Consider the following 18,927-nt stretch of genomic DNA (forward strand, 5'->3'; position numbering starts at 1 on the left):
GACTATGGCAAGCTAGCTTGCAGAAATAGCAAGGAGAGTGGTGTGAGCGAACTTGATCAGGTAGGCCCTCGGCTAAGAGCGGTCCGCAAAGCTCGAGGGTGGACGCTCGACGACTTGGCTGAACGCGCGCGGGTCTCACCCAGCACTCTTTCGCGCCTGGAATCGGGCAAACGGCAGGCAAGCCTGGAACTGCTTCTTCCGCTCACCAGACAATTGGGCATTCGCGTCGACGATCTGTTGCCCGACGAGGCTCGCGATCCGCGGGTTCGTCGCCCCGAGATTCGTGAGCATGGCCACATCGTCGCCCCCCTGACGCTCGAGGACTCCCCAGTGCAGACCTTCAAAGTCACCTACCCCGGCGGCGCCTCACTGCCGGAGCTTCGCACACACGATGGTTTCGAGTGGCTTTACGTACTCTCGGGAAGACTGCGCTTGAGGCTAGGCGATCAAGACTTGGTGCTGACTCGGGGGGAGGCAGCGGAGTTCGACACGCGGGTTCCGCATTCGCTGTCAGCAGACGGTGCCAAACCTGCCCAGATCATCAGCATCTTCAACACTGAGGGGGCCCGCATTCACACCCATCTCAGTGACGCCGCTCTAGACCCAGCTGAACAGTGAGTCGGTGTGCAACCGCCAGAAGTCGTAGGGGACCGACATAGCGGTCGCGAGGGGGTACCAGAAGACCGCCAGTGCCACGACGACCCACAGGAACACCCACACCAGGCGTTGCCCCGTCAGGCGGCGATACCTATCGGCATCCCCAGGCCCTCGAATGTCGCGCAGCGCAGTCGTGAGAGCGATCAACATGAACGGCAACATCAGCACCGTGTAGAACTGAAAAACCGTTCGCTCTGGATAAAAGAGCCACGGCACGTAGGTCATCACGAGCGCGGCGAGAACCAAGGCGTCTTGCCATTCGCGACGCATCACGAAGCGATAGACGAGATAGATGACGGCGGCCACCCCTGCGTACCAGACCAGCGGATTCGGGTTGCTCAGGATGGCTTGGGAGCAACCGCTTGCACTCGTGCAGCCCGCGTCACCGAGCGCATCTTGGTGGTAATACATCGAGGTGGGCCGAAGAAGTAGCGGCCATTGCCATGCTGGGCTCGCATAGGAATGCGCTGAAGAAATGCCCGCGGCGGAGTTGTACATCGCCACGTGGTCGAGCCAGAGACTTTGAAAAGGCAACGGCACCCACGAGAACAAACCCGTCGCGGGGTTCGCGTCTGCGGCGTGGCGATCGTAGCCGCCGTCGGTCAGCAGCCAGCCCGACCATGATGCGACGTAAGTGACGAAAGCTATCGGTACGAGCAGCACAAAGGTGGCAAGCCCCTGCCGCACAGCGTCTGTGGGCCAGAACAGCACACCCGCGCGGCGGCGAGCAAGGGCATCGGTGACGACCAGATAGATGCCGATGCCAGCAAGTACCCACGCACCCGACCACTTGACGGCGCTGGCGGCCCCGAGCGCAGCTCCAGCCGCGATGATCCAGGGGCGATTCCACAGCATAGGGCCCCACGCGGGCGGCTCGTCGCCGTCGAAGCGTGCCGAGACGGTCAGTGCTATGCGTTCCATCGTTCGTTGTCGGTCGATGACCACGAACAGAAACGCGAGCAACACGAAGAACGTCAGCGTCATATCGAGCAGGGCGACGCGACTCATCGAGATTGCGAGGCCGTCGATCGCCATCAGAAAGCCCGCAACGACGGCGAACGTCGTTGAGCCGGTCATTCGCTTGGCGAGCAACATGAGCAGCAGCACCGCGGCCGTGCCCAGCAAGGCGGTAGTGAAACGCCAGCCCCAGCCGTTATCGGAGCCGAACAACAACATGCCGACGCCGATGATCCATTTGCCCAGGGGCGGATGGATAACAAATGACGGATCTGTCAAAAAGATGCCGGTGTTGCCCGCGAGAAAGCTCTCATTGGCTCCTTCAGGCCATGCCGCCTCGTAACCCAGCTGGGTAAGCGTCCACCCATCCTTGACGTAGTAGGTCTCGTCGAACTGATTCATCAGATCGTGTGGATGCGCGAGATTCCAGAATCGGAGAATACCCGCGAGCACGGTGACCAGCAGCGGGCCGAGCCAGGAGTACAGACGCCGAGAGCGTTCGTCGTGTTGCATGCGACCGACGAAGCGGTCGTAGATGCTCGGGCGAGCGTCGGGGAGCAACCCGGCGGCAGGCGTGGAGGCATCGGTCACCCGCCCAAGTCTAGGCTGGGCCCGTGATCATCCTTGCTGCGACGCCCATCGGAAACCTGGGCGATGCGTCTCGCCGTCTTATCGAAACGCTTGAAGAGGTCACGGTGATCGCTGCCGAAGATACGCGCACCACCCAACGTCTGCTCGCCGCGCTTGGCGTGACCAACCGGCCCCGACTGATTGCTCTGCACGACCACAACGAGAAAGAGCGTTCGCCTGAGATCGTCGAACTTGCGCGCGAACGCGATGTGCTGGTGTTGAGCGATGCGGGGATGCCAACGGTGAGCGACCCCGGCTATGGGCTTGTGGCCGCGGCGGCTGCCGCGGGAGTGGGAGTCACGGCGATACCTGGCCCGAGTGCGGTGCTGACAGCGCTCGCCGTATCGGGTCTGCCCACCGATCGATTCACCTTCGAAGGCTTCGTTGCGCGCAAGCACGGTGAGCGGGTGTCTGCTTTTCACGCGCTCGGTGCCGAAGCGCGAACCATGGTCTTCTTTGACGCGCCGACACGCGTCGCTGCCACGTTGAGCGACATGGCTGAGGTCTTCGGCGAGGGCCGACGTGCAGCGGTGTGCCGAGAGCTGACGAAGTTCTACGAAGAGACGGCGCGGGGCACACTGGCAGAACTCATCACCTGGGCTGAGGCGGGCATTCGCGGTGAACTCGTCATCGTCGTGGCCGGAGCCGAGCCTCAGGAAGTCAATTTCGACGACGCGGTTGCCCAAGTGCTGTCGCTCGTGGCGTCGGGCACGCGCCTCAAAGATGCCTCCTCAGAGGTGTCGCAACACACCGGGCATTCGTCTCGGGAGCTCTATCAGGCGTCGCTCGCGGCGCGCGCAAAGAGCTCACTGAAGGGCTAGCGCTTGTCGGCAGGGTCAACTGTTCTTGTCACACGGTGAAGCGCAGCATCCACTCGAACTAGAATCTTCAAGTGACTTCCGGCAGTTCTTTCTACATCACGACGCCGATCTACTACCCGAGCGATGTTCCGCACATCGGTCACGGGTACACGACCGTGGCTGTCGATACACTCGCGCGCTGGCATCGCCAGGCAGGCGACGACACGTGGATGCTCACGGGCACCGATGAGCACGGTCAGAAGATGATGCGTGCTGCGTCGGCGAACGGGGCCACTCCGCAGGAGTGGGTCGATCGCCTTGTGACCCAGGAATGGTTTCCGCTGCTGAAGACGCTTGACGTCGCCAACGATGATTTCATTCGAACCACGCAGCCACGACACGAAGAGCGCGTCAAGGCTTTCGTGCAGGCGATCTATGACCGCGGCTACATCTACGCGGGCGAGTTCGAAGCGCTGTACTGCGTGGGGTGCGAGGAATTCAAGACAGAGTCTGAGATCGTCGACGGCTCCGGGCCCTTTGAAGGGCTGAAGGTCTGTGCGATTCATTCAAAGCCGCTGGAGCTGTTGCAAGAGAAGAACTACTTCTTCAAGCTCAGCGAGTTTCAAGACAAACTGCTCGAGCTGTATTCGAGCGTTCCCGACTTCATTCGCCCGGAGTCGGCGCGAAACGAGGTCGCCTCGTTCGTCAAGCAGGGCCTCAAAGACCTGTCGATCTCACGCTCGACCTTTGACTGGGGCATCCAGGTTCCGTGGGACGAGAGTCACGTCATCTACGTGTGGGTTGATGCACTGCTCAACTACGCCACAGCCGTTGGCTACGGCGCGGAGCCCGAAGAGTTCGCGCGTCGCTGGCCCGCGTACCACGTCGTCGGAAAAGACATTCTTCGCTTCCACGCCGTCATCTGGCCGGCGATGCTGATGGCCGCGGGCCTCGAAGTTCCTCGAGGAGTCTTCGCCCACGGGTGGCTGCTCGTCGGCGGCGAGAAGATGTCGAAGTCAAAGCTCACCGGCATCGCGCCGAGCGAGATCACCGATGTGTTCGGCTCAGATGCCTACCGCTTTTACTTTCTTTCGGCGATCGCGTTTGGCCAAGACGGCTCGTTCTCGTGGGAAGACCTCTCCGCCCGCTACCAGGCCGAGCTTGCGAACGGCTTCGGCAACCTGGCCTCGCGCACGATTGCGATGATCGAACGTTACTTTGACGGTGTGCTTCCTGAAGCGGCGGAGTACACCGAAGGCGACCTGGGCATTCAAAAGACGGTTTCGGATGCTGCCACCGCCGCGGATGCGGCCATTGATCGCTTTCGCATCGATGAAGCGATCTCGTCGATTTGGACGATCGTTGACGCGCTGAACCTGTACATCACCGAGAACGAACCGTGGGCACTGTCGAAAGACGACGCGCAGCGTGATCGACTGGGCACGGTGCTGTATACCGCGGCAGAGGGTCTGCGTGCGCTCGCGGTGCTGCTCTCGCCGGTGATGCCCGTTGCAACAGCGAAGCTCTGGACGGCCCTCGGTGCAGACAGTTCCCTCGGAGCTCTGCAAAACCAGCCGGTTCGTGAGGCCGGTTCGTGGGGCATCCTGCAGCCGGGCACGAGAGTGACTTCTTTGGTGCCGTTGTTCCCCCGAGTGGAGCAATAGGTCTGACACTGATGAGCGACCCGAGCAACTACGTTCGCGAGCGTCACAAAGACGGTTCGAGAGATGTTCGCTGGCCCGCGGCTCCTTCGCCGCTCGATGTCGCCGTGTACGACAATCACTGTCATCTTGAGATCGCGGATGGCGATGAACCTCGCACACTCCGCGAGCAACTTGATCGCGCGGCCGAGGTCGGTGTGATCGGAGTCGTCCAGGCCGGCGGCGATATTGAATCGAGCCAGTGGTCGGCATGGGCGGCCGAGTCGGATTCACGGGTGCTCGCGGCGGTGGCGATCCACCCGAACGAAGCGCCGGAGTACGCCGAAGCAGGACGACTCAGTGAAGCACTTGACGCAATTGACCTGCTGGCTGCGCAGCCGCGTGTGCGTGCGATCGGTGAAACCGGGCTCGACTTCTTTCGCACGGAGTCCGAACGGCTTCCGGCCCAGTTCGACAGCTTCGAAGCACATATCGCGCTGGCCAAGAAGCACGACATCGCCATGCAGATTCATGATCGTGACGCGCACGAGGCGGTTCTCGAAACTCTTGAACGGGTGGGTGCGCCCGAACGCACCGTCTTTCACTGTTTCTCGGGTGATGCCGAGATGGCGCGATACTCGGCCGACCGCGGCTACTTTCTTTCCTTCGCGGGAAACGTCACGTTCAAGAATGCACAGAATTTGCGTGATGCTCTCGCAGTGACCCCGCTGGAGCGCATTCTCGTCGAGACTGATGCGCCATTTCTCACTCCGACCCCGCATCGGGGACGGCCCAACGCGCCCTATCTGATCCCGGTGACCGTTCGCTTCATGGCCGCGGAGCTGAGTGTCGACGTCGACGAACTTTGCGCACAGATCGCTGCCAACACGATCAACGTCTACGGCACATTTTCGGATTAGCGCGGCTGAGCGTCACTCATTGGCGACCACGCAGCTGGCTAGCGGTACTGCGCGCGTCACTCTTTGCGTTTGCGCGCGAATAGGGTCTCAGACTGCTCTAGCTCCATCCCCTTGGTTTCGGGAATGCGCAACAGCACGAAGAAGAACGACAGCGCCGCGAACAGGGCGTACATCCCGTAAGTGAGCGGCAGTGACCATGTCGACATCGCGGGGAAGGTCATGGTGATCGTGAAGTTGGCGATCCACTGAGCGCCCGCAGCGACGCCGAGTGCCTTGGCACGAATGCGGTTGGGGAAGATCTCGCCCAGAAGCACCCAGACCAGCGGTCCCCACGAAGCGCCAAAACCAACGACGAACAAATTGGCAGCCACGATGGCGACGGGCGCCCACACGCCCGGCAGGCTCAGATCGTCACCCGAGCCCTCGGCGAACGTAAAGGACACAGCCATGGCCCCCAGTGAGATCGCCATGATCACTGAACCGGTGAGAAGAATTGGCTTTCGCCCGACGCGGTCGACGAGGAAGATCGCCACCAGCGTCACCAGCACGTTGGTGACGCTGGTCACCACACTGATCAGCGGTGCATTGGTCAGGCCGACCGAGTTCCACAGGCTGGTCGAATAGTAGAAGATGACGTTGATGCCGACGAACTGCTGGAACACCGACAGAATGATGCCGATCCAGACGACAGGCTGCAGACCGAGCGCTTTGCCACGCAACGAGACGTTCGCGTTCTTCTGATCGGTCTTGATCGCCGCGATCAGCTCGTTCATCGTCTTGTCGAGGTCGACCTCTGGCACGAGGCGCGAATAGATCTTGCGTGCTTCGTCGCTTCGTCCCTTGGCGATCAGATAGCGAGGCGACTCGGGCAATGTAAACGAGAGCACGCCATACACGGCGGCAGGGACCACCCCGACGAGGAACATCCACCGCCACGCTTCAAGGCCAAACCACAGCACATTGTCGGCGCCCCCGGCGATGTCTTCGAGCCAGTAGTCGCTCAGTAACGCGGTGAAGATACCGAGAGTGATGGCGAGTTGCTGCAGTGAGGCGAGACCACCACGAATTTGGCGCGGTGCGACCTCTGCGATGTAGGCCGGTGCGATGACTGAGGCAATGCCGATGCCGAGGCCGCCGACCACGCGCCACAGCGCCAAGTCCCAGACGCTGAAAGCCAGAGCGGCACCCACCGAGTTGACGAAGAAGAGAATCGCCCCCAGCCACATGACTTTGAGTCGACCCCACCGGTCGGCGAGACTTCCCGCCAGCATCGCGCCCGCCGCGCAGCCGAGAAGTGCGACGGCGACGACGAGCCCCGTAACGAAGTCATTGAGCGCGAAGTCGCTCTGGATCGATTCGACGGCGCCGTTGACGACCGACGAATCAAAGCCAAAGAGAAACCCCCCGACCGCGGCGGCGACAGCAAGGCCGATCGCCCGTTTTCCATAGGGGCTGCGGATCGAGAATGTATCCGCAGGAATGGCGGCGCTGGAATTCATAAACGTCACCGTAGCGCGCAAAAGGTCATTGCGTGGGCGGGTGGTGCGCCGCGTTACGATGCGCTACTCGTTACAGTAAACGCATGCCCGTAACACTTCTGGGTGCCGCGGAGATTCGCGCACTTGCCGCTGACCTTGATGTCACTCCCACCAAGAAGCTCGGTCAGAACTTCGTGGTCGATGCGAATTCGGTGAGAAAAATCGTTCACGTGGCGAAGGTTCAACCGCACGAGCGCGTTGTCGAGGTGGGTCCTGGCCTCGGCTCGCTCACGCTTGCGATCCTCGAAACGGGTGCGCGTGTCACGGCCGTCGAGATCGATCATCGGCTCGCCGAGAAGCTGCCCTCAACGGCAGCTTCTCACGGGGTAGAACCAGGCGCCCTGACAGTGGTGGATGCTGATGCGTTGCGGATCACTGAGCTCGACGGACGACCGACCGTGCTCGTGGCCAATCTGCCGTACAACGTGTCGGTGCCGGTGCTGTTGCACTTTCTTGAGCACTTCGACTTCATCGAGCGCGGCGTGGTGATGGTGCAGTCCGAGGTGGGGGAGCGTCTCGCCGCACCACCCGGATCGAAGGTGTACGGCTCACCCAGCGTGAAGGCCGCCTGGTACGGCGACTGGCGTCTTGCCGGCACGGTATCGCGGCAGGTGTTCTGGCCGGTGCCGAACGTGGACAGCGTCTTGGTGGCGTTCGACCGAGACTCCGACATGCGCGGGAGCGAGGCTGAGCGCAAACGAACCTTCGAGATCGTGGACGCTGCCTTTGGGCAGCGTCGAAAAATGCTGCGACAGGCGCTTTCGAGCGTTCTTGGGGGCTCAGCTGCCGAGGCATCCACCATTTTGGAAAGTGCTGGAGTGGCGCCGACCGCTCGCGGCGAGCAACTTTCGATCGACGACTTCGTGCGAATTGCCCGTGCCGCGCCGATAGCCTGAGCGTGTGACTGAAGAATCGCGATACCTTTCCCGTGGCGGCGACCTGAACCGTCCATATGTGGCTGCCCCCGAGCGCTATGACGCGCCTGATTTTCGCCCGGTCGGCAGTTCAGGGCTTACCCTTCCCGCAATTTCTCTTGGCCTGTGGTGGAACTTTGGCGACAATATTCCGTTCGACAACCAGCGTGCACTCTTGCGCCATGCGTTCGACAGCGGCATCACGCACTTCGATCTCGCCAACAACTACGGCCCCCCGTACGGAAGTGCTGAGATCAACTTTGGGCGCATGATGCGCGAGGACTTCGCGCCCTATCGTGATGAGCTCATCATTTCGTCGAAGGCTGGCTACGACATGTGGCCGGGACCGTACGGAAATGGCGGCGCGCGCAAGTACGTTCTCGCTAGCGCCGAGCGTTCGCTTAAGAGCATGAGCGTCGACTACGTCGACATCTTCTACTCTCATCGCTTTGATGCCGACGTTCCGATGGAGGAGACCATCGGAGCGCTCGACACGCTTGTGCGTCACGGAAAGGCGCTCTACGTGGGCATCTCGTCGTACTCAGCGCAGCAGTCGGTGCAAGCGGCCGCAATTGCCCGTTCTATGGGCACACCTCTGGTCATTCACCAGCCGTCGTATTCGATCGCGAACAGATGGATCGAAGATGGACTGACCGCGGCGCTCAAGCAAGAGAACATGGGGGCGATTGTCTTCACCCCGCTTGCGCAGGGACTCCTCACCGACAAGTACCTCGCTGGGGGGCCCGCTGATCGCGCGCAACAGCGATCTTCGATGCCGGGCAAGCAGGTGAGCGAGAGAGGGCTGGCGCGCCTGCGCGGGCTCGACACGATCGCGCGCGAACGCGGGCAGTCGCTGGCCCAGCTGGCGTTGCAGTGGGTTCTGCGCGACTCTGTTGTCGCGTCAGCGCTCATCGGAGCCTCGCGGCCCGCGCAGATTGATGAGAATCTGGCGGCTCTGGATGGCCCCGCCTTCACGACCGAAGAGATCGAGCAGATCGACGCGCTGTCGCAAGACATGGGCACAGGCATGTGGGTCGAGTCGGAGCAAGAATGAGCCAGGCGATGACGGCGCCCGGGGTGCACGTGCGTGCGCCCGGCAAGCTCAACGTGTTCTTCGAGGTTGGCCCGCTGAAAGAGGATGGCTTTCACGACGTTGCGTCTGCATATCAAGCAGTCTCGCTCTACGAAGACCTCTGGGCAGAAGACGCAGACGACTTCACCATCTCGATTTCGGGCACCGTCGATGTTTCGGGTGTGCCCGCCGATGACCGCAACCTCGCGGTGCGAGCAGCGAGGTTGCTCGCCAAGACCATCGGTCACAGCGGAGGAGTGCACCTCGACGTTGTGAAGCATGTTCCTGTTGCCGGTGGGATGGGCGGCGGTTCGGCTGATGCCGCGGCAGCTCTTGTCGCTTGCGATGCGCTGTGGGGCAGTGACCTGGGCCATGCCGAACTGCAACGCCTCGGAGCGCGACTGGGAGCCGACGTGCCGTTCGCGCTGATGGGAGGCACGGCGATCGGTACCGGCCGTGGTGACGAACTCAGCCCGGCGCTCGCGAAGGGCCGCTTCGATTGGGTGCTGGTCATCAGTGAGGCAGGGTTGTCGACCCCCGAGGTCTACGGCAAGTTGGACGAGTTGCGTGAGGGCGGAGCGATTGAGTTCGGCCGCTCCCAGGTGCGTGATGTCGCGCCAGGGGTGCTCCACGCGCTGCGCGCGGGAGATCCCGCAGCGCTCGCCGAGCAGGTGAGAAACGACATGCAGGCCGCAGCTCTTGCGATCAGACCGGAGCTTCGCGACACGCTAGAAGTCGGCGATCGAGCCGGCGCGCTGGCGAGCGTCGTGTCAGGTTCTGGGCCCACGACGGCGTTCCTTGCGAGCGACAGGGAATCCGCGCTTGATCTGCAGATCAGCCTGGCAGCCGCGGGGTATCACGCACTTCACGTTCATGGTCCGGTGGCGGGCGCGAGGATATTATACGCCTGAGAGCAATTCTTCTGCTCTCCGCCCTAGGGGGTGAGGCGTCCGATACGCTCGAAACTCCACCCACTGGGGGTTATCGCCATGATCGAGTTCGAAAACGTCACCAAGCAGTTCCCAGACGGCACCACCGCAGTAGACGACTTCAGTCTCCTCATGCCACCGCACAAGACAACCGTTCTGGTTGGCTCGTCAGGGTGCGGCAAGACCACGCTGCTGCGAATGATCAATCGCATGGTGGATGCCACCAGCGGCACCATCTCGATCGATGGCGATGACATCGCCACCCGTGAGCCCGTGAAACTTCGCCGCAGCATCGGCTACGTCATGCAGAACTCGGGCTTGATGCCGCACTTCACGGTGATCGACAACATCGCCACTGTTCCCGTGCTTCGGGGCGTCGCTCGCAAACAAGCGCGTGCGCAGGCAATGGAGTTACTCGACACGGTCGGCCTTGACCGGGCGCTCGCCAAGCGCTACCCACGCCAGCTATCTGGCGGGCAACAACAGCGGGTCGGGGTTGCAAGAGGACTTGCCGCAAATCCGAACATACTGCTCATGGACGAGCCGTTCGGCGCCGTGGACCCGATTGTGCGGGCCGATCTTCAACAAGAACTGCTCCGACTTCAGCAGGGGCTGGGTAAGACCGTGGTTTTCGTCACACACGACATTGACGAAGCATTCCTCCTCGGAGACCAGGTCGTGATCCTGCAAAAAGGTGCCCAGATCGCGCAAGTGGGCGCGCCGAGCGAGATCATCGAGCAGCCGGCATCTGACTTCGTCGCAGACTTTATCGGCGCCGATCGAGGTAAGCGCGCGCTCCGGCTCAAAAAGACACCTCATGGCACTGTTGTGGTCGATAGCGCAGGTCGCACACAAGGCGCGATCGTCGAAAGTAGCTCGTGAGCTGGCTGTTCGCCAACTTCGAGCTCGTTTGGGAGCTGAGTCTCAACCACATCCGGTTGAGCATCATTCCGATCGTGCTCGGCTTTGTCATTGCAGTGCCGCTTGGCCGCGCGACTCTGGCTGGCCGCGCTGCGCGCGGGACGATCGTCACGATCACAAGCCTGCTTTACACGATTCCGTCACTCCCACTGTTCGTGATCTTGCCCGCGATACTCGGCACCCGTGTGCTGAGCGATATCAACCTCATCGTGGCGCTCACCATCTATGCCGTTGCGATCATGGTTCGGTCATCTGCAGACGCCTTTGCGTCTGTCTCGGTCGATACCAAACAGTCAGCTACAGCGATGGGTTTCTCGCGCTGGAGCAGATTCTGGAGGGTTGAGTTCCCGCTCGCGGGGCCCGTGCTGCTTGCCGGCTTGCGGATCGTCTCGGTGTCAACGATCGCGTTGGTCTCGGTGGGCGTGCTCATCGGCTCGCAGAACCTCGGATACCTGTTTGTCAACGGCAAAGCACGAAACAATCTCGAAGAAGTCGTGGTCGGCATCGTCGCGAGTCTGTTGATCGCCCTCATTTTTGACATGATTCTGGTCGCGGCAGGACGCCTGCTATTGCCATGGAATCGGAACGACAAAGCGTCCGCTCGCCGCGCGGACATTGCCAGCATGGCCGCGCCGATCAAGGCGAGTGAGCCCGCATGAATCTCTTCATTGATGCGTTCGCCTGGTTGTTCGATCCGGCCAATTGGCAGCCGGGCTCCCAGTCGCCGTTGCCCTTGCAAGACCGAATTGCTGAGCACTTGCTATACACGTTCCTGGCGGTCGCCATCGCGGCGCTGATCGCGTTGCCCGCGGGCTTCTACATTGGCCACACTGGTCGAGGCAGGCAGTTTGTGATCAGCTTCACCGGTGCCATGCGTGCGTTGCCGACACTTGGGGTGCTGTTCTTTCTCACCATGGTCTTGGGATCGATGGTGAGGGGCACCGCCGGGGTGTTTTGGGGAACCATGATCGCTCTTGTGATTCTGGCTATCCCGTCGATTCTTGCGGGTGCGTACGCCGGACTGGAATCGGTGTCTCGACAGACGATCGATGCAGCGCGGGCAAACGGCATGACTGAGATGCAGATTCTGACACGGGTAGAGATTCCACTCGCGTTGCCGCTGATCATCGGCGGACTGCGTTCCGGAGTCCTTCAAGTCATCGCGACAGCGGTGATCGCGTCCTACGCAGGACTCGGCGGCATAGGCCGTGTCATCTCGAGCGGGATCGGCCTCAACGACTACGACCGAATACTTGGCGGCGCGATTCTCGTAACCGTTGTTGCGCTAGTCATCGACGGTGCGTTTGCCATTGTCCAACGACTCACTCGAGTGCCGGGCGCTGGCAATCATGCCGTACGCGCCAAGGAAACAAAGCTTCGCCGACGAGCGACCCGCTCGTCGGCGGCGGTGGAAACACCAATCCGAGAAGGGAATGTCACAGCATGAGATTTTCAAAGAAAGGCCGGGTGGCCGCAAGCCTCATCGCGGTCGGAGCTGTCGTAGCTCTGGCAGGGTGCACGCAGTCCGACCCCACAGCTCCCGAGACCGACGGCGATACAAATGCGATGTCAGACACGATCGTCGTAGGATCTTTCGCGTTTCCTGAGAGCGAAATTTTGGGTGAGATCTACGCCCAGGCGCTTGAAGCAGCGGGATTCGATGTCGACACTCAGTTCAACATCGGACCGCGTCAGCAGACGATCCCTGCCCTGCAAGATGGGTCGATCAATCTGATACCCGAGTACAACGGCAACCTGCTTGCGTACTACGACACCGAGTTTGAAGAGCGCACCACTGAGGATGTCGACGCCGCGCTGGTCGACGCAGTCGCGGCCGACGATCTCGTGGTCTACGACTCCGCCGCGGCCGAAGACAAGGATGCGTACGTCGTGACGAGCGAGTTTGCCGAGGCGAACGATCTCACCGAGATAGGTGACCTTGCCGGAGTGCAGCCGTTCGTGCTCGGCGCGAACCCGCAGTTCGGCGAGCTCGGCTACGGCATTCCGGGCCTGGCATCGGTCTACGGCGTCACAGACGTCGAATTCGTGCCGATTGAAGACTTCGGCGGGCCTGACACTGTGAAGCAGCTCGTCGACGACACGGTGCAGGTGGCCGACATCTACACGACTTCACCCGCTCTCGTCGCTGAGAACCTTGTCGTGCTTGAGGATCCAGAGAACCTCATTGCCGCGCAGAACATCATTCCGCTGGCCAGCACTGCGATTGACTCGGAAGAGCTCGCGGCAGTGCTCAACGAGATCTCTGCCGCGCTCACTACCGACGATCTGATCGCGCTTCGCGATCGCGTTGAAGGAGACGAGCAGGCATCGGCTGCCACCGCCGCCACGGACTGGTTGACTGAGAACGGTCTTCTCTGATCCCATCGGCTCTGCAAGGCGGTGACGGGCCGCGAGCGCTTGCTCGCAGTTCGTCACCGCTTTGTCGCATAGCCTTGAGGAGACATGGCACATCTGCTCGGGGCTGAAGGCCTCCACCTAGAATTTCCCACCAAAGTCGTTTTCGACGGCGTTTCTCTCGGCATCGACGAGGGCGATCGCATCGGAATCGTCGGTCGAAACGGCGACGGCAAGTCGTCTCTCATGGCGATGCTCGCCGGTCGTCTGCAACCCGATTCTGGGCGCGTCACGGTTCGCGGGGGAGTTCGCGTCGGTGTGCTCGACCAAGCGGACACTCTTGACGGCACGATGACTATCGCGCAGGCAGTCGTCGGCGATATGCCCGAATACGAGTGGGCCGGCGATGCGAACGTGCGAGACGTGATCGCTGGCCTGCTTTCTGGACTCGACTGGGACGGCCCCATCGAAGGCCTTTCGGGCGGGCAACGTCGACGTGTCGCGCTCGCGGCTCTCCTGACCGGCGACGACGATGTGCTCTTTCTCGACGAGCCGACAAACCACCTCGACGTCGAAGCCATTGCCTGGCTTGCCCATCACCTCAAGCGACGCTGGTCACCCAGCAGCGGCGGCTTGTTGGTCGTCACACACGATAGATGGTTTCTCGACGAAATCTGCACCAAGACCTGGGAGGTGCACGACCGTATCGTCGAGCCTTTTGAGGGTGGCTATGCCGCATACATTCTGCAGCGGGTTGAGCGTGACCGCCAGAGCGCTGTCATCGAGCAACGGCGCCAGAACCTTGCGCGAAAGGAGCTCGCGTGGCTGCGCCGCGGAGCACCCGCTCGTTCAACGAAACCTAAATTTCGCATCGATGCCGCAAACGAGCTGATCGCAGACGTCCCCGAAATTCGCGACCCCGTGGCGTTGCAGTCACTGGCTGTCACGCGTCTGGGCAAAGACGTTGTCGATTTGCTTGATGCCGGCGTCACGTACGGTGACCGCGAAGTGCTTCATCCTTTCGAGTGGCGAATTGCTCCGGGTGAGCGCACCGGAATTCTTGGCGTCAACGGCGTCGGAAAGTCGACGCTGCTCGGTTTGGTGTCGGGCGAAGTTGAACCGACAACCGGTCGCGTCAAGCGCGGAAAGACAGTGCAGGTAGCGACTCTCACGCAGCGCCTCGATGAGCTCGAAGCGCACCTGGACAAGCCCGTGCGGGTGGTCATTGCGGGCCTGCGCACGACGTACACCTTCGGCAGCGGCAGCAAGTCGGCTGAGCTCACACCCGGCCAGCTGCTTGAGCGCATGGGATTTGCCAGCGCGCAGCTTTCGACCCCGGTGAAAGACCTCTCGGGTGGGCAGAAGCGACGGCTGCAGTTGTTGATGATTCTGCTTGAGCAACCCAACGTGCTGATTCTCGATGAGCCGACCAATGACCTCGACACCGACATGCTCGCGGCAATGGAAGATCTGCTCGACACCTGGCCCGGCACTCTGCTGGTCGTCTCGCACGATCGCTACTTCCTTGAGCGTGTCACCGACCAGCAGTACGCGATCCTGAGCGGGCACCTGCGTCACCTGCCCGGCGGAGTCGACGAGTACCTTCGGCTGCGCGAGCGGGAGCGCAACGGCCCCGAGAAGTCTGCTGCGTCGGATGCCACCAGCGCGAAGCCCAAACTCGCGGGAGCGGAGCTGCGCAACGCCCAGAAGGAGCTTGCTGCTCTCGAACGGCGAATGGGCAAGCTGGAAACCCAGATCGCTTCGGCGCGCACCGCCATGGCCGACCACGATCAGGCTGATTTTGCAGGCCTTGGTGCCGAGATGTCTCGAATCAGCGCTCTCGAATCAGAGCGCGACGTGGCTGAGGGGCGCTGGTTCGAGCTGAGTGACGTGCTCGACTGACCCAACCCACCCAGCTCGCTCCTGAGACAGCTCAGCCGTCAAAACCGATGCTGAGCTTTCGAAGCAGCGCAGCTAGGCGTTCGCGATCGGGCCGCGACAGCGCGCTCAGCAGCAGCGCTTCGGCGTCGACGAGGCGCGTGATCGCAGCATCCACCCGTGTTCGGCCCTCTTCGGTGATGGTCACCAGCACGCTGCGGCCGTCGCCTGGATCTGATTCTCGCTTCACGAGTCGGCGACCCACGAGGCGATCAATGCGGTTGGTCATGGTGCCGCTCGAGACGAGCGTCTGCTGAAGCAGCTGCTTGGGGCTGAGCTGGAACGGCTCACCGGCCCGGCGCAGCGCAGAAAGCACATCCCATTCCCACGGCTCCAGATCGCTGCGGCGAAAGGCGTCACGGCGCGCACGGTCGAGGTGTCGTGAGAGTCGATCGACCCGCGAGAGCACGCCGAGAGGGGAAAAGTCGAGGTCGGGACGTTGCGCGACCCAGGCTTCAACGATGCGGTCAACTTCGTCGGCTTCAGGGGGCATTCCCTCATTATCGACTGTGACATGAGCCGTCGCGGTGGGGACTCACCGCCAACCTCTGGCAGACTGGTAGACGGTCGCCTCTGGGTGGCCGTTCCGCCGTGGTGTAATGGCAGCACGACAGCCTTTGGAGCTGTTAGGTCTAGGTTCGAGTCCTGGCGGCGGAGCATGTCTGGCAATTCGCTCGCAGTGATCGTTCTGGCCGCAGGCCAGGGCACCCGCATGAAGTCTTCGCTGCCGAAGATGTTGCACCGCATCGGCGGGCGCACCCTGGTCGGGCACGTGCTCGATACTGCGCTCGTGCTTGAGCCCGACACGGTGTGCGTTGTTGTGCGCCATGAGCGCGAACTGGTGGCAACCGCCGTGCGAGAGGCAGTGCCCGCGGCAGTTGTTGTCGACCAAGACGAGATTGCTGGCACTGGTCGTGCGGTGCAGGTCGCGCTGGACGCGCTGAGCGACTTCGACGGTGACATTCTGGTACTCAGTGGCGACGTTCCCCTGCTGGAATCCGAGGCCCTCGGCGCACTGCTCGCACATCATCGTGAGGCGCAAGCGTCCGCAACACTGCTGAGTGCCACCCTTGACGATGCCACTGGCTACGGCCGCATTATTCGTGACGCCGATGGCGGTGTTGCCCAAATTGTGGAGCAGAAAGACGCCACGGCGGCCGAAGCATCCGTCACCGAGATCAACGCCGGTGTCTACGCTTTCAACGCAGCAGCTCTGCGCACTCACCTCGCGCGCATCACCACCGCCAACGCGCAGGGCGAGATGTACCTCACCGACGTGGTTGCACTCATGCGCCAGGCTAAGTTGGCTGTCGGTGCGCATATTGCTCCTGACGCGGCAACCGCGCTGGGAGTGAATGACCGGGTTCAGCTCTCTGAGGCAGCTCGCGTTCTGAACGCGCGCATCGTGCGTCACTGGCAGCTCGAAGGTGCCACGATTCTCGACCCCGCGACCACATGGATCGATGCCACGGCATCACTCGCACCTGATGTGACAGTGCTGCCCGGTTGCCACATTCTGCGGGCGACCACCGTTGCCACGGGCGCGACTATCGGCCCGGACACGAGCTTGGTCGACTGCGAAGTGGGCGAGAACGCGACTCTCACACGCACGGATGCCACTCTCGCAGTAATCGGAGCTGGCGCCACCGTTGGGCCGTTCGCGTATCTGCGCCCCGGCACTGTCCTGGGAGACAAGGGCAAGATCGGCACGTTTGTTGAGACGAAGAACTCGACAATTGGCGAACGAAGCAAGGTGCCCCATCTTTCCTACATTGGTGACACCACGATCGGTGCTGGCGTGAACCTCGGCGCGGGCGCCATCACGGCCAACTACGACGATCTCGCCAAGCACCGCACCGAAATCGGTGACGAGGTGCACTCGGGGTCGCACAACGTCTTCGTCGCGCCCGTTAGGATTGGCGCAGGCGCAAAGACTGGCGCGGGGGCGGTCATCCGCAAAGATGTTCCCCCCGGTGCACTGGCCCTCAGCGTGGCTCCTCAGCGAAATGTTGAGGGGTGGGTCGAGCAAAACAGACCGGGAACGGGCGCGGCAGAAGCCGTAGCCAAGGCCCGAGCGGCACAGAAAGCGGACGATGGCGCGAACGAAGAAGAAGACCGTTGATCTTGACCGTGACAAGGACATCGCGCCTGGCCTTGTAGCCAAGACGAAGAAGCGACTTGTCGTCGCACGTGGCAGCTCTCACCCTGAACTGGCATTCGATGTCGCTGGTGCTCTCGGTACTGAGCTTGTTCCCACCGAGTACCGCACCTTCGCCTCGGGCGAGATCCTCACCCGGTTCGAAGTGTCGATTCGCGGTTGCGACCTTTTTCTCATTCAGAGCTTCGGGCCGCCCGTTAATGAGTGGCTCATGGAGACTCTCATCATGCTCGACGCCGCAAAGCGCGCCTCGGCGAAGCGCATCACGGTCGTTGCGCCGTATTATCCCTATTCGCGACAAGACAAAAAGGGTCGTGGGCGTGAGCCGATCAGTGCTCGCCTGGTAGCGGACTTGCTCAAGACGGCCGGGGCCGACCGCGTCATGAGCGTTGACTTGCACGCGGCTCAGATTCAGGGGTTCTTCGACGGTCCCGTCGACCACCTTTTTGCCAAGCCCGTGTTGTTGGAGTACTTCAAGAGCACGCTGACCCAAGACGACCGAGAGCTGCTGACCGTCGTGTCGCCCGACACCGGCCGCGTGCGCGTCGCCGACACCTGGTCGGACAGCCTCGGTGCACCGCTCGCGATCATCCACAAGCGCCGCGACCCTAATGTTGCCAACCAGATCACCGTGAACGAGATCGTCGGTGACGTGGACGGTCGAGTGTGTCTGCTGGTTGACGACATGATCGACACGGGCGGCACCATCGTCAAGGCCGCTGAAGCGCTGAAGCGGAGCGGGGCCAAGCGGGTCATCGTTGCGGCAACACACGCCATCTTCAGCCATCCTGCCGTCGAGCGCCTGCAGAACGTCGCTATCGACGAGGTTGTCGTGACCGATACGGTGCCGATCCCCGACGAGAAACGGTTCGAATCACTTACCGTGCTGCCGATCGCCCCCCTGCTCGCGCGCGCGATCGAAGAAGTCTTCCAAGACGGCTCGGTCACCAGCATGTTCGACGGTGCCGCGTAGGTTTCACATAACGCTTGCAAAGACTTTGTTGTCACACTGACGTCAGTCTTGTCGCGTAGAACACTCGTCGAATCTGGAGGAGTCCTTTGATAGGCAACATCGACTCTCGTCCGGCACGTGCCGGCGCCGCCGTGGTAGCTACAGTCGGAATCGTCGCGCTCGCAGGCTGCAGCCCAAGCACGGAGGCGGCCGAAGCAGACGCCGGCAGCTCGTCAGTAGGGGATGGCACGTATACAGACGGAACCTACAGTGCAGATGGCTCGTATGCCACACCCGAGTCGGTAGAGAGCATCTCCGTTACTGTGACCCTCTCCGATGATGTGATCACAGAGGTGCAGGTGGCAGGTGACGCGCAGGCACGAGAATCGCAGCAGTACCAGAGCGAGTTCATCGGCGGGATCAGCGACGTCGTCGTCGGTCAAGACATTGACGACATCTCAGTGAGTCGGGTCGCGGGCTCATCGCTCACGAGTGGTGGATTCAACCAGGCTATCGAAGCGATCAAGGCCGAAGCCGCCGCGTGAG

General features: G+C 61.8%; 18 protein-coding genes and 1 tRNA gene. 16 read left to right on the plus strand and 3 right to left on the minus strand.

Going from position 1 to position 18,927, the window contains the following annotated elements:
- Positions 1–42: 42 nt before the first annotated feature.
- Positions 43–618, plus strand: coding sequence for an XRE family transcriptional regulator (locus tag AB0O81_RS00135; RefSeq protein WP_363580025.1), 576 nt, complete (start codon positions 43–45; stop codon positions 616–618).
- Here the strand turns inward: AB0O81_RS00135 and AB0O81_RS00140 are convergent.
- Entirely contained in the window at positions 598–2,205 is a 1,608-nt protein-coding gene (locus AB0O81_RS00140; RefSeq protein WP_363580027.1) for a phospholipid carrier-dependent glycosyltransferase, read from the minus strand. The genes AB0O81_RS00135 and AB0O81_RS00140 overlap by 21 nt on opposite strands.
- A gap of 23 nt (positions 2,206–2,228) precedes the next feature.
- Between AB0O81_RS00140 and rsmI the strand changes: the two genes are divergently transcribed.
- The 3 genes from rsmI to AB0O81_RS00155 all read left to right on the plus strand — a co-directional run bounded on the left by rsmI (position 2,229) and on the right by AB0O81_RS00155 (position 5,604).
- Complete coding sequence (gene rsmI, locus AB0O81_RS00145; RefSeq protein ID WP_363580029.1) at positions 2,229–3,065, plus strand: 16S rRNA (cytidine(1402)-2'-O)-methyltransferase; 837 nt, start codon at positions 2,229–2,231, stop codon at positions 3,063–3,065.
- A gap of 71 nt (positions 3,066–3,136) precedes the next feature.
- Entirely contained in the window at positions 3,137–4,708 is a 1,572-nt protein-coding gene (gene metG / locus AB0O81_RS00150; protein ID WP_363580031.1) for a methionine--tRNA ligase, read from the plus strand.
- 11 nt (positions 4,709–4,719) lie between these two features.
- Positions 4,720–5,604, plus strand: coding sequence for a TatD family hydrolase (locus tag AB0O81_RS00155; RefSeq protein ID WP_363580033.1), 885 nt, complete (start codon positions 4,720–4,722; stop codon positions 5,602–5,604).
- Between the two features lie 56 nt (positions 5,605–5,660).
- On the opposite strand, the gene AB0O81_RS00160 is transcribed toward AB0O81_RS00155, so the two are convergent.
- A complete protein-coding gene (locus AB0O81_RS00160; protein WP_363580035.1) occupies positions 5,661–7,103 on the minus strand; it encodes a sugar porter family MFS transporter in 1,443 nt (480 codons plus the stop codon).
- Between the two features lie 83 nt (positions 7,104–7,186).
- Between AB0O81_RS00160 and rsmA the strand changes: the two genes are divergently transcribed.
- The 8 genes from rsmA (at position 7,187) to AB0O81_RS00200 (ending at position 15,235) form a co-directional block, all read left to right on the plus strand.
- A complete protein-coding gene (rsmA, locus tag AB0O81_RS00165; RefSeq protein WP_363580037.1) occupies positions 7,187–8,038 on the plus strand; it encodes a 16S rRNA (adenine(1518)-N(6)/adenine(1519)-N(6))-dimethyltransferase RsmA in 852 nt (283 codons plus the stop codon).
- Positions 8,039–8,042: 4 nt separating this feature from the next.
- Complete coding sequence (locus AB0O81_RS00170) at positions 8,043–9,110, plus strand: aldo/keto reductase (protein ID WP_363580039.1); 1,068 nt, start codon at positions 8,043–8,045, stop codon at positions 9,108–9,110.
- Positions 9,107–10,039, plus strand: coding sequence for a 4-(cytidine 5'-diphospho)-2-C-methyl-D-erythritol kinase (locus tag AB0O81_RS00175; RefSeq protein WP_363580041.1), 933 nt, complete (start codon positions 9,107–9,109; stop codon positions 10,037–10,039). Before AB0O81_RS00170 ends, AB0O81_RS00175 begins: the two co-directional genes overlap by 4 nt.
- 78 nt (positions 10,040–10,117) lie before the next feature.
- Positions 10,118–10,939: an ATP-binding cassette domain-containing protein gene (locus tag AB0O81_RS00180; RefSeq protein ID WP_363580043.1), complete on the plus strand. Its 822-nt coding sequence runs from the start codon at positions 10,118–10,120 to the stop codon at positions 10,937–10,939.
- On the plus strand, positions 10,936–11,637 hold the full coding sequence (locus AB0O81_RS00185) for an ABC transporter permease (RefSeq protein ID WP_337338365.1): 702 nt from the start codon (positions 10,936–10,938) through the stop codon (positions 11,635–11,637). Before AB0O81_RS00180 ends, AB0O81_RS00185 begins: the two co-directional genes overlap by 4 nt.
- The gene (locus AB0O81_RS00190; protein ID WP_337338364.1) at positions 11,634–12,425 is read left to right on the plus strand and encodes an ABC transporter permease; all 792 of its coding nucleotides are present in this window, start codon (positions 11,634–11,636) and stop codon (positions 12,423–12,425) included. The genes AB0O81_RS00185 and AB0O81_RS00190 overlap by 4 nt, the downstream gene beginning before the upstream one ends.
- Positions 12,422–13,357 carry an ABC transporter substrate-binding protein gene (locus AB0O81_RS00195; RefSeq protein WP_363580046.1) on the plus strand — a complete coding sequence of 312 codons (936 nt, stop codon included), beginning with the start codon at positions 12,422–12,424 and terminating at the stop codon, positions 13,355–13,357. The genes AB0O81_RS00190 and AB0O81_RS00195 overlap by 4 nt, the downstream gene beginning before the upstream one ends.
- Before the next feature lie 84 nt (positions 13,358–13,441).
- Positions 13,442–15,235, plus strand: coding sequence for an ABC-F family ATP-binding cassette domain-containing protein (locus AB0O81_RS00200; RefSeq protein ID WP_363580048.1), 1,794 nt, complete (start codon positions 13,442–13,444; stop codon positions 15,233–15,235).
- A 31-nt stretch (positions 15,236–15,266) separates the two neighbouring features.
- Here the strand turns inward: AB0O81_RS00200 and AB0O81_RS00205 are convergent, their stop codons facing one another.
- Positions 15,267–15,764, minus strand: a complete 498-nt coding sequence (locus tag AB0O81_RS00205; protein WP_363580050.1) for a MarR family transcriptional regulator — start codon at positions 15,762–15,764, stop codon at positions 15,267–15,269.
- 92 nt (positions 15,765–15,856) lie between these two features.
- Between AB0O81_RS00205 and AB0O81_RS00210 the strand changes: the two genes are divergently transcribed.
- From AB0O81_RS00210 to AB0O81_RS00225, 4 genes are all read left to right on the plus strand, one after another.
- A tRNA-Gln gene (locus tag AB0O81_RS00210) sits at positions 15,857–15,928 on the plus strand.
- Position 15,929: 1 nt separating this feature from the next.
- Positions 15,930–17,393 carry a bifunctional UDP-N-acetylglucosamine diphosphorylase/glucosamine-1-phosphate N-acetyltransferase GlmU gene (glmU, locus tag AB0O81_RS00215; protein ID WP_363580052.1) on the plus strand — a complete coding sequence of 488 codons (1,464 nt, stop codon included), beginning with the start codon at positions 15,930–15,932 and terminating at the stop codon, positions 17,391–17,393.
- Positions 17,365–18,402 (plus strand): ribose-phosphate diphosphokinase, encoded by a 1,038-nt coding sequence (locus AB0O81_RS00220; RefSeq protein ID WP_363580054.1) that lies wholly within the window; start codon positions 17,365–17,367, stop codon positions 18,400–18,402. The genes glmU and AB0O81_RS00220 overlap by 29 nt, the downstream gene beginning before the upstream one ends.
- Positions 18,403–18,488: 86 nt before the next feature.
- Positions 18,489–18,926, plus strand: a complete 438-nt coding sequence (locus AB0O81_RS00225) for a hypothetical protein (RefSeq protein WP_363580056.1) — start codon at positions 18,489–18,491, stop codon at positions 18,924–18,926.
- Position 18,927: the final 1 nt, after the last annotated feature.

The organism is Microbacterium sp. NPDC076911, assembly GCF_040687125.1.
Classification (GTDB): Bacteria; Actinomycetota; Actinomycetes; order Actinomycetales; family Microbacteriaceae; genus Microbacterium.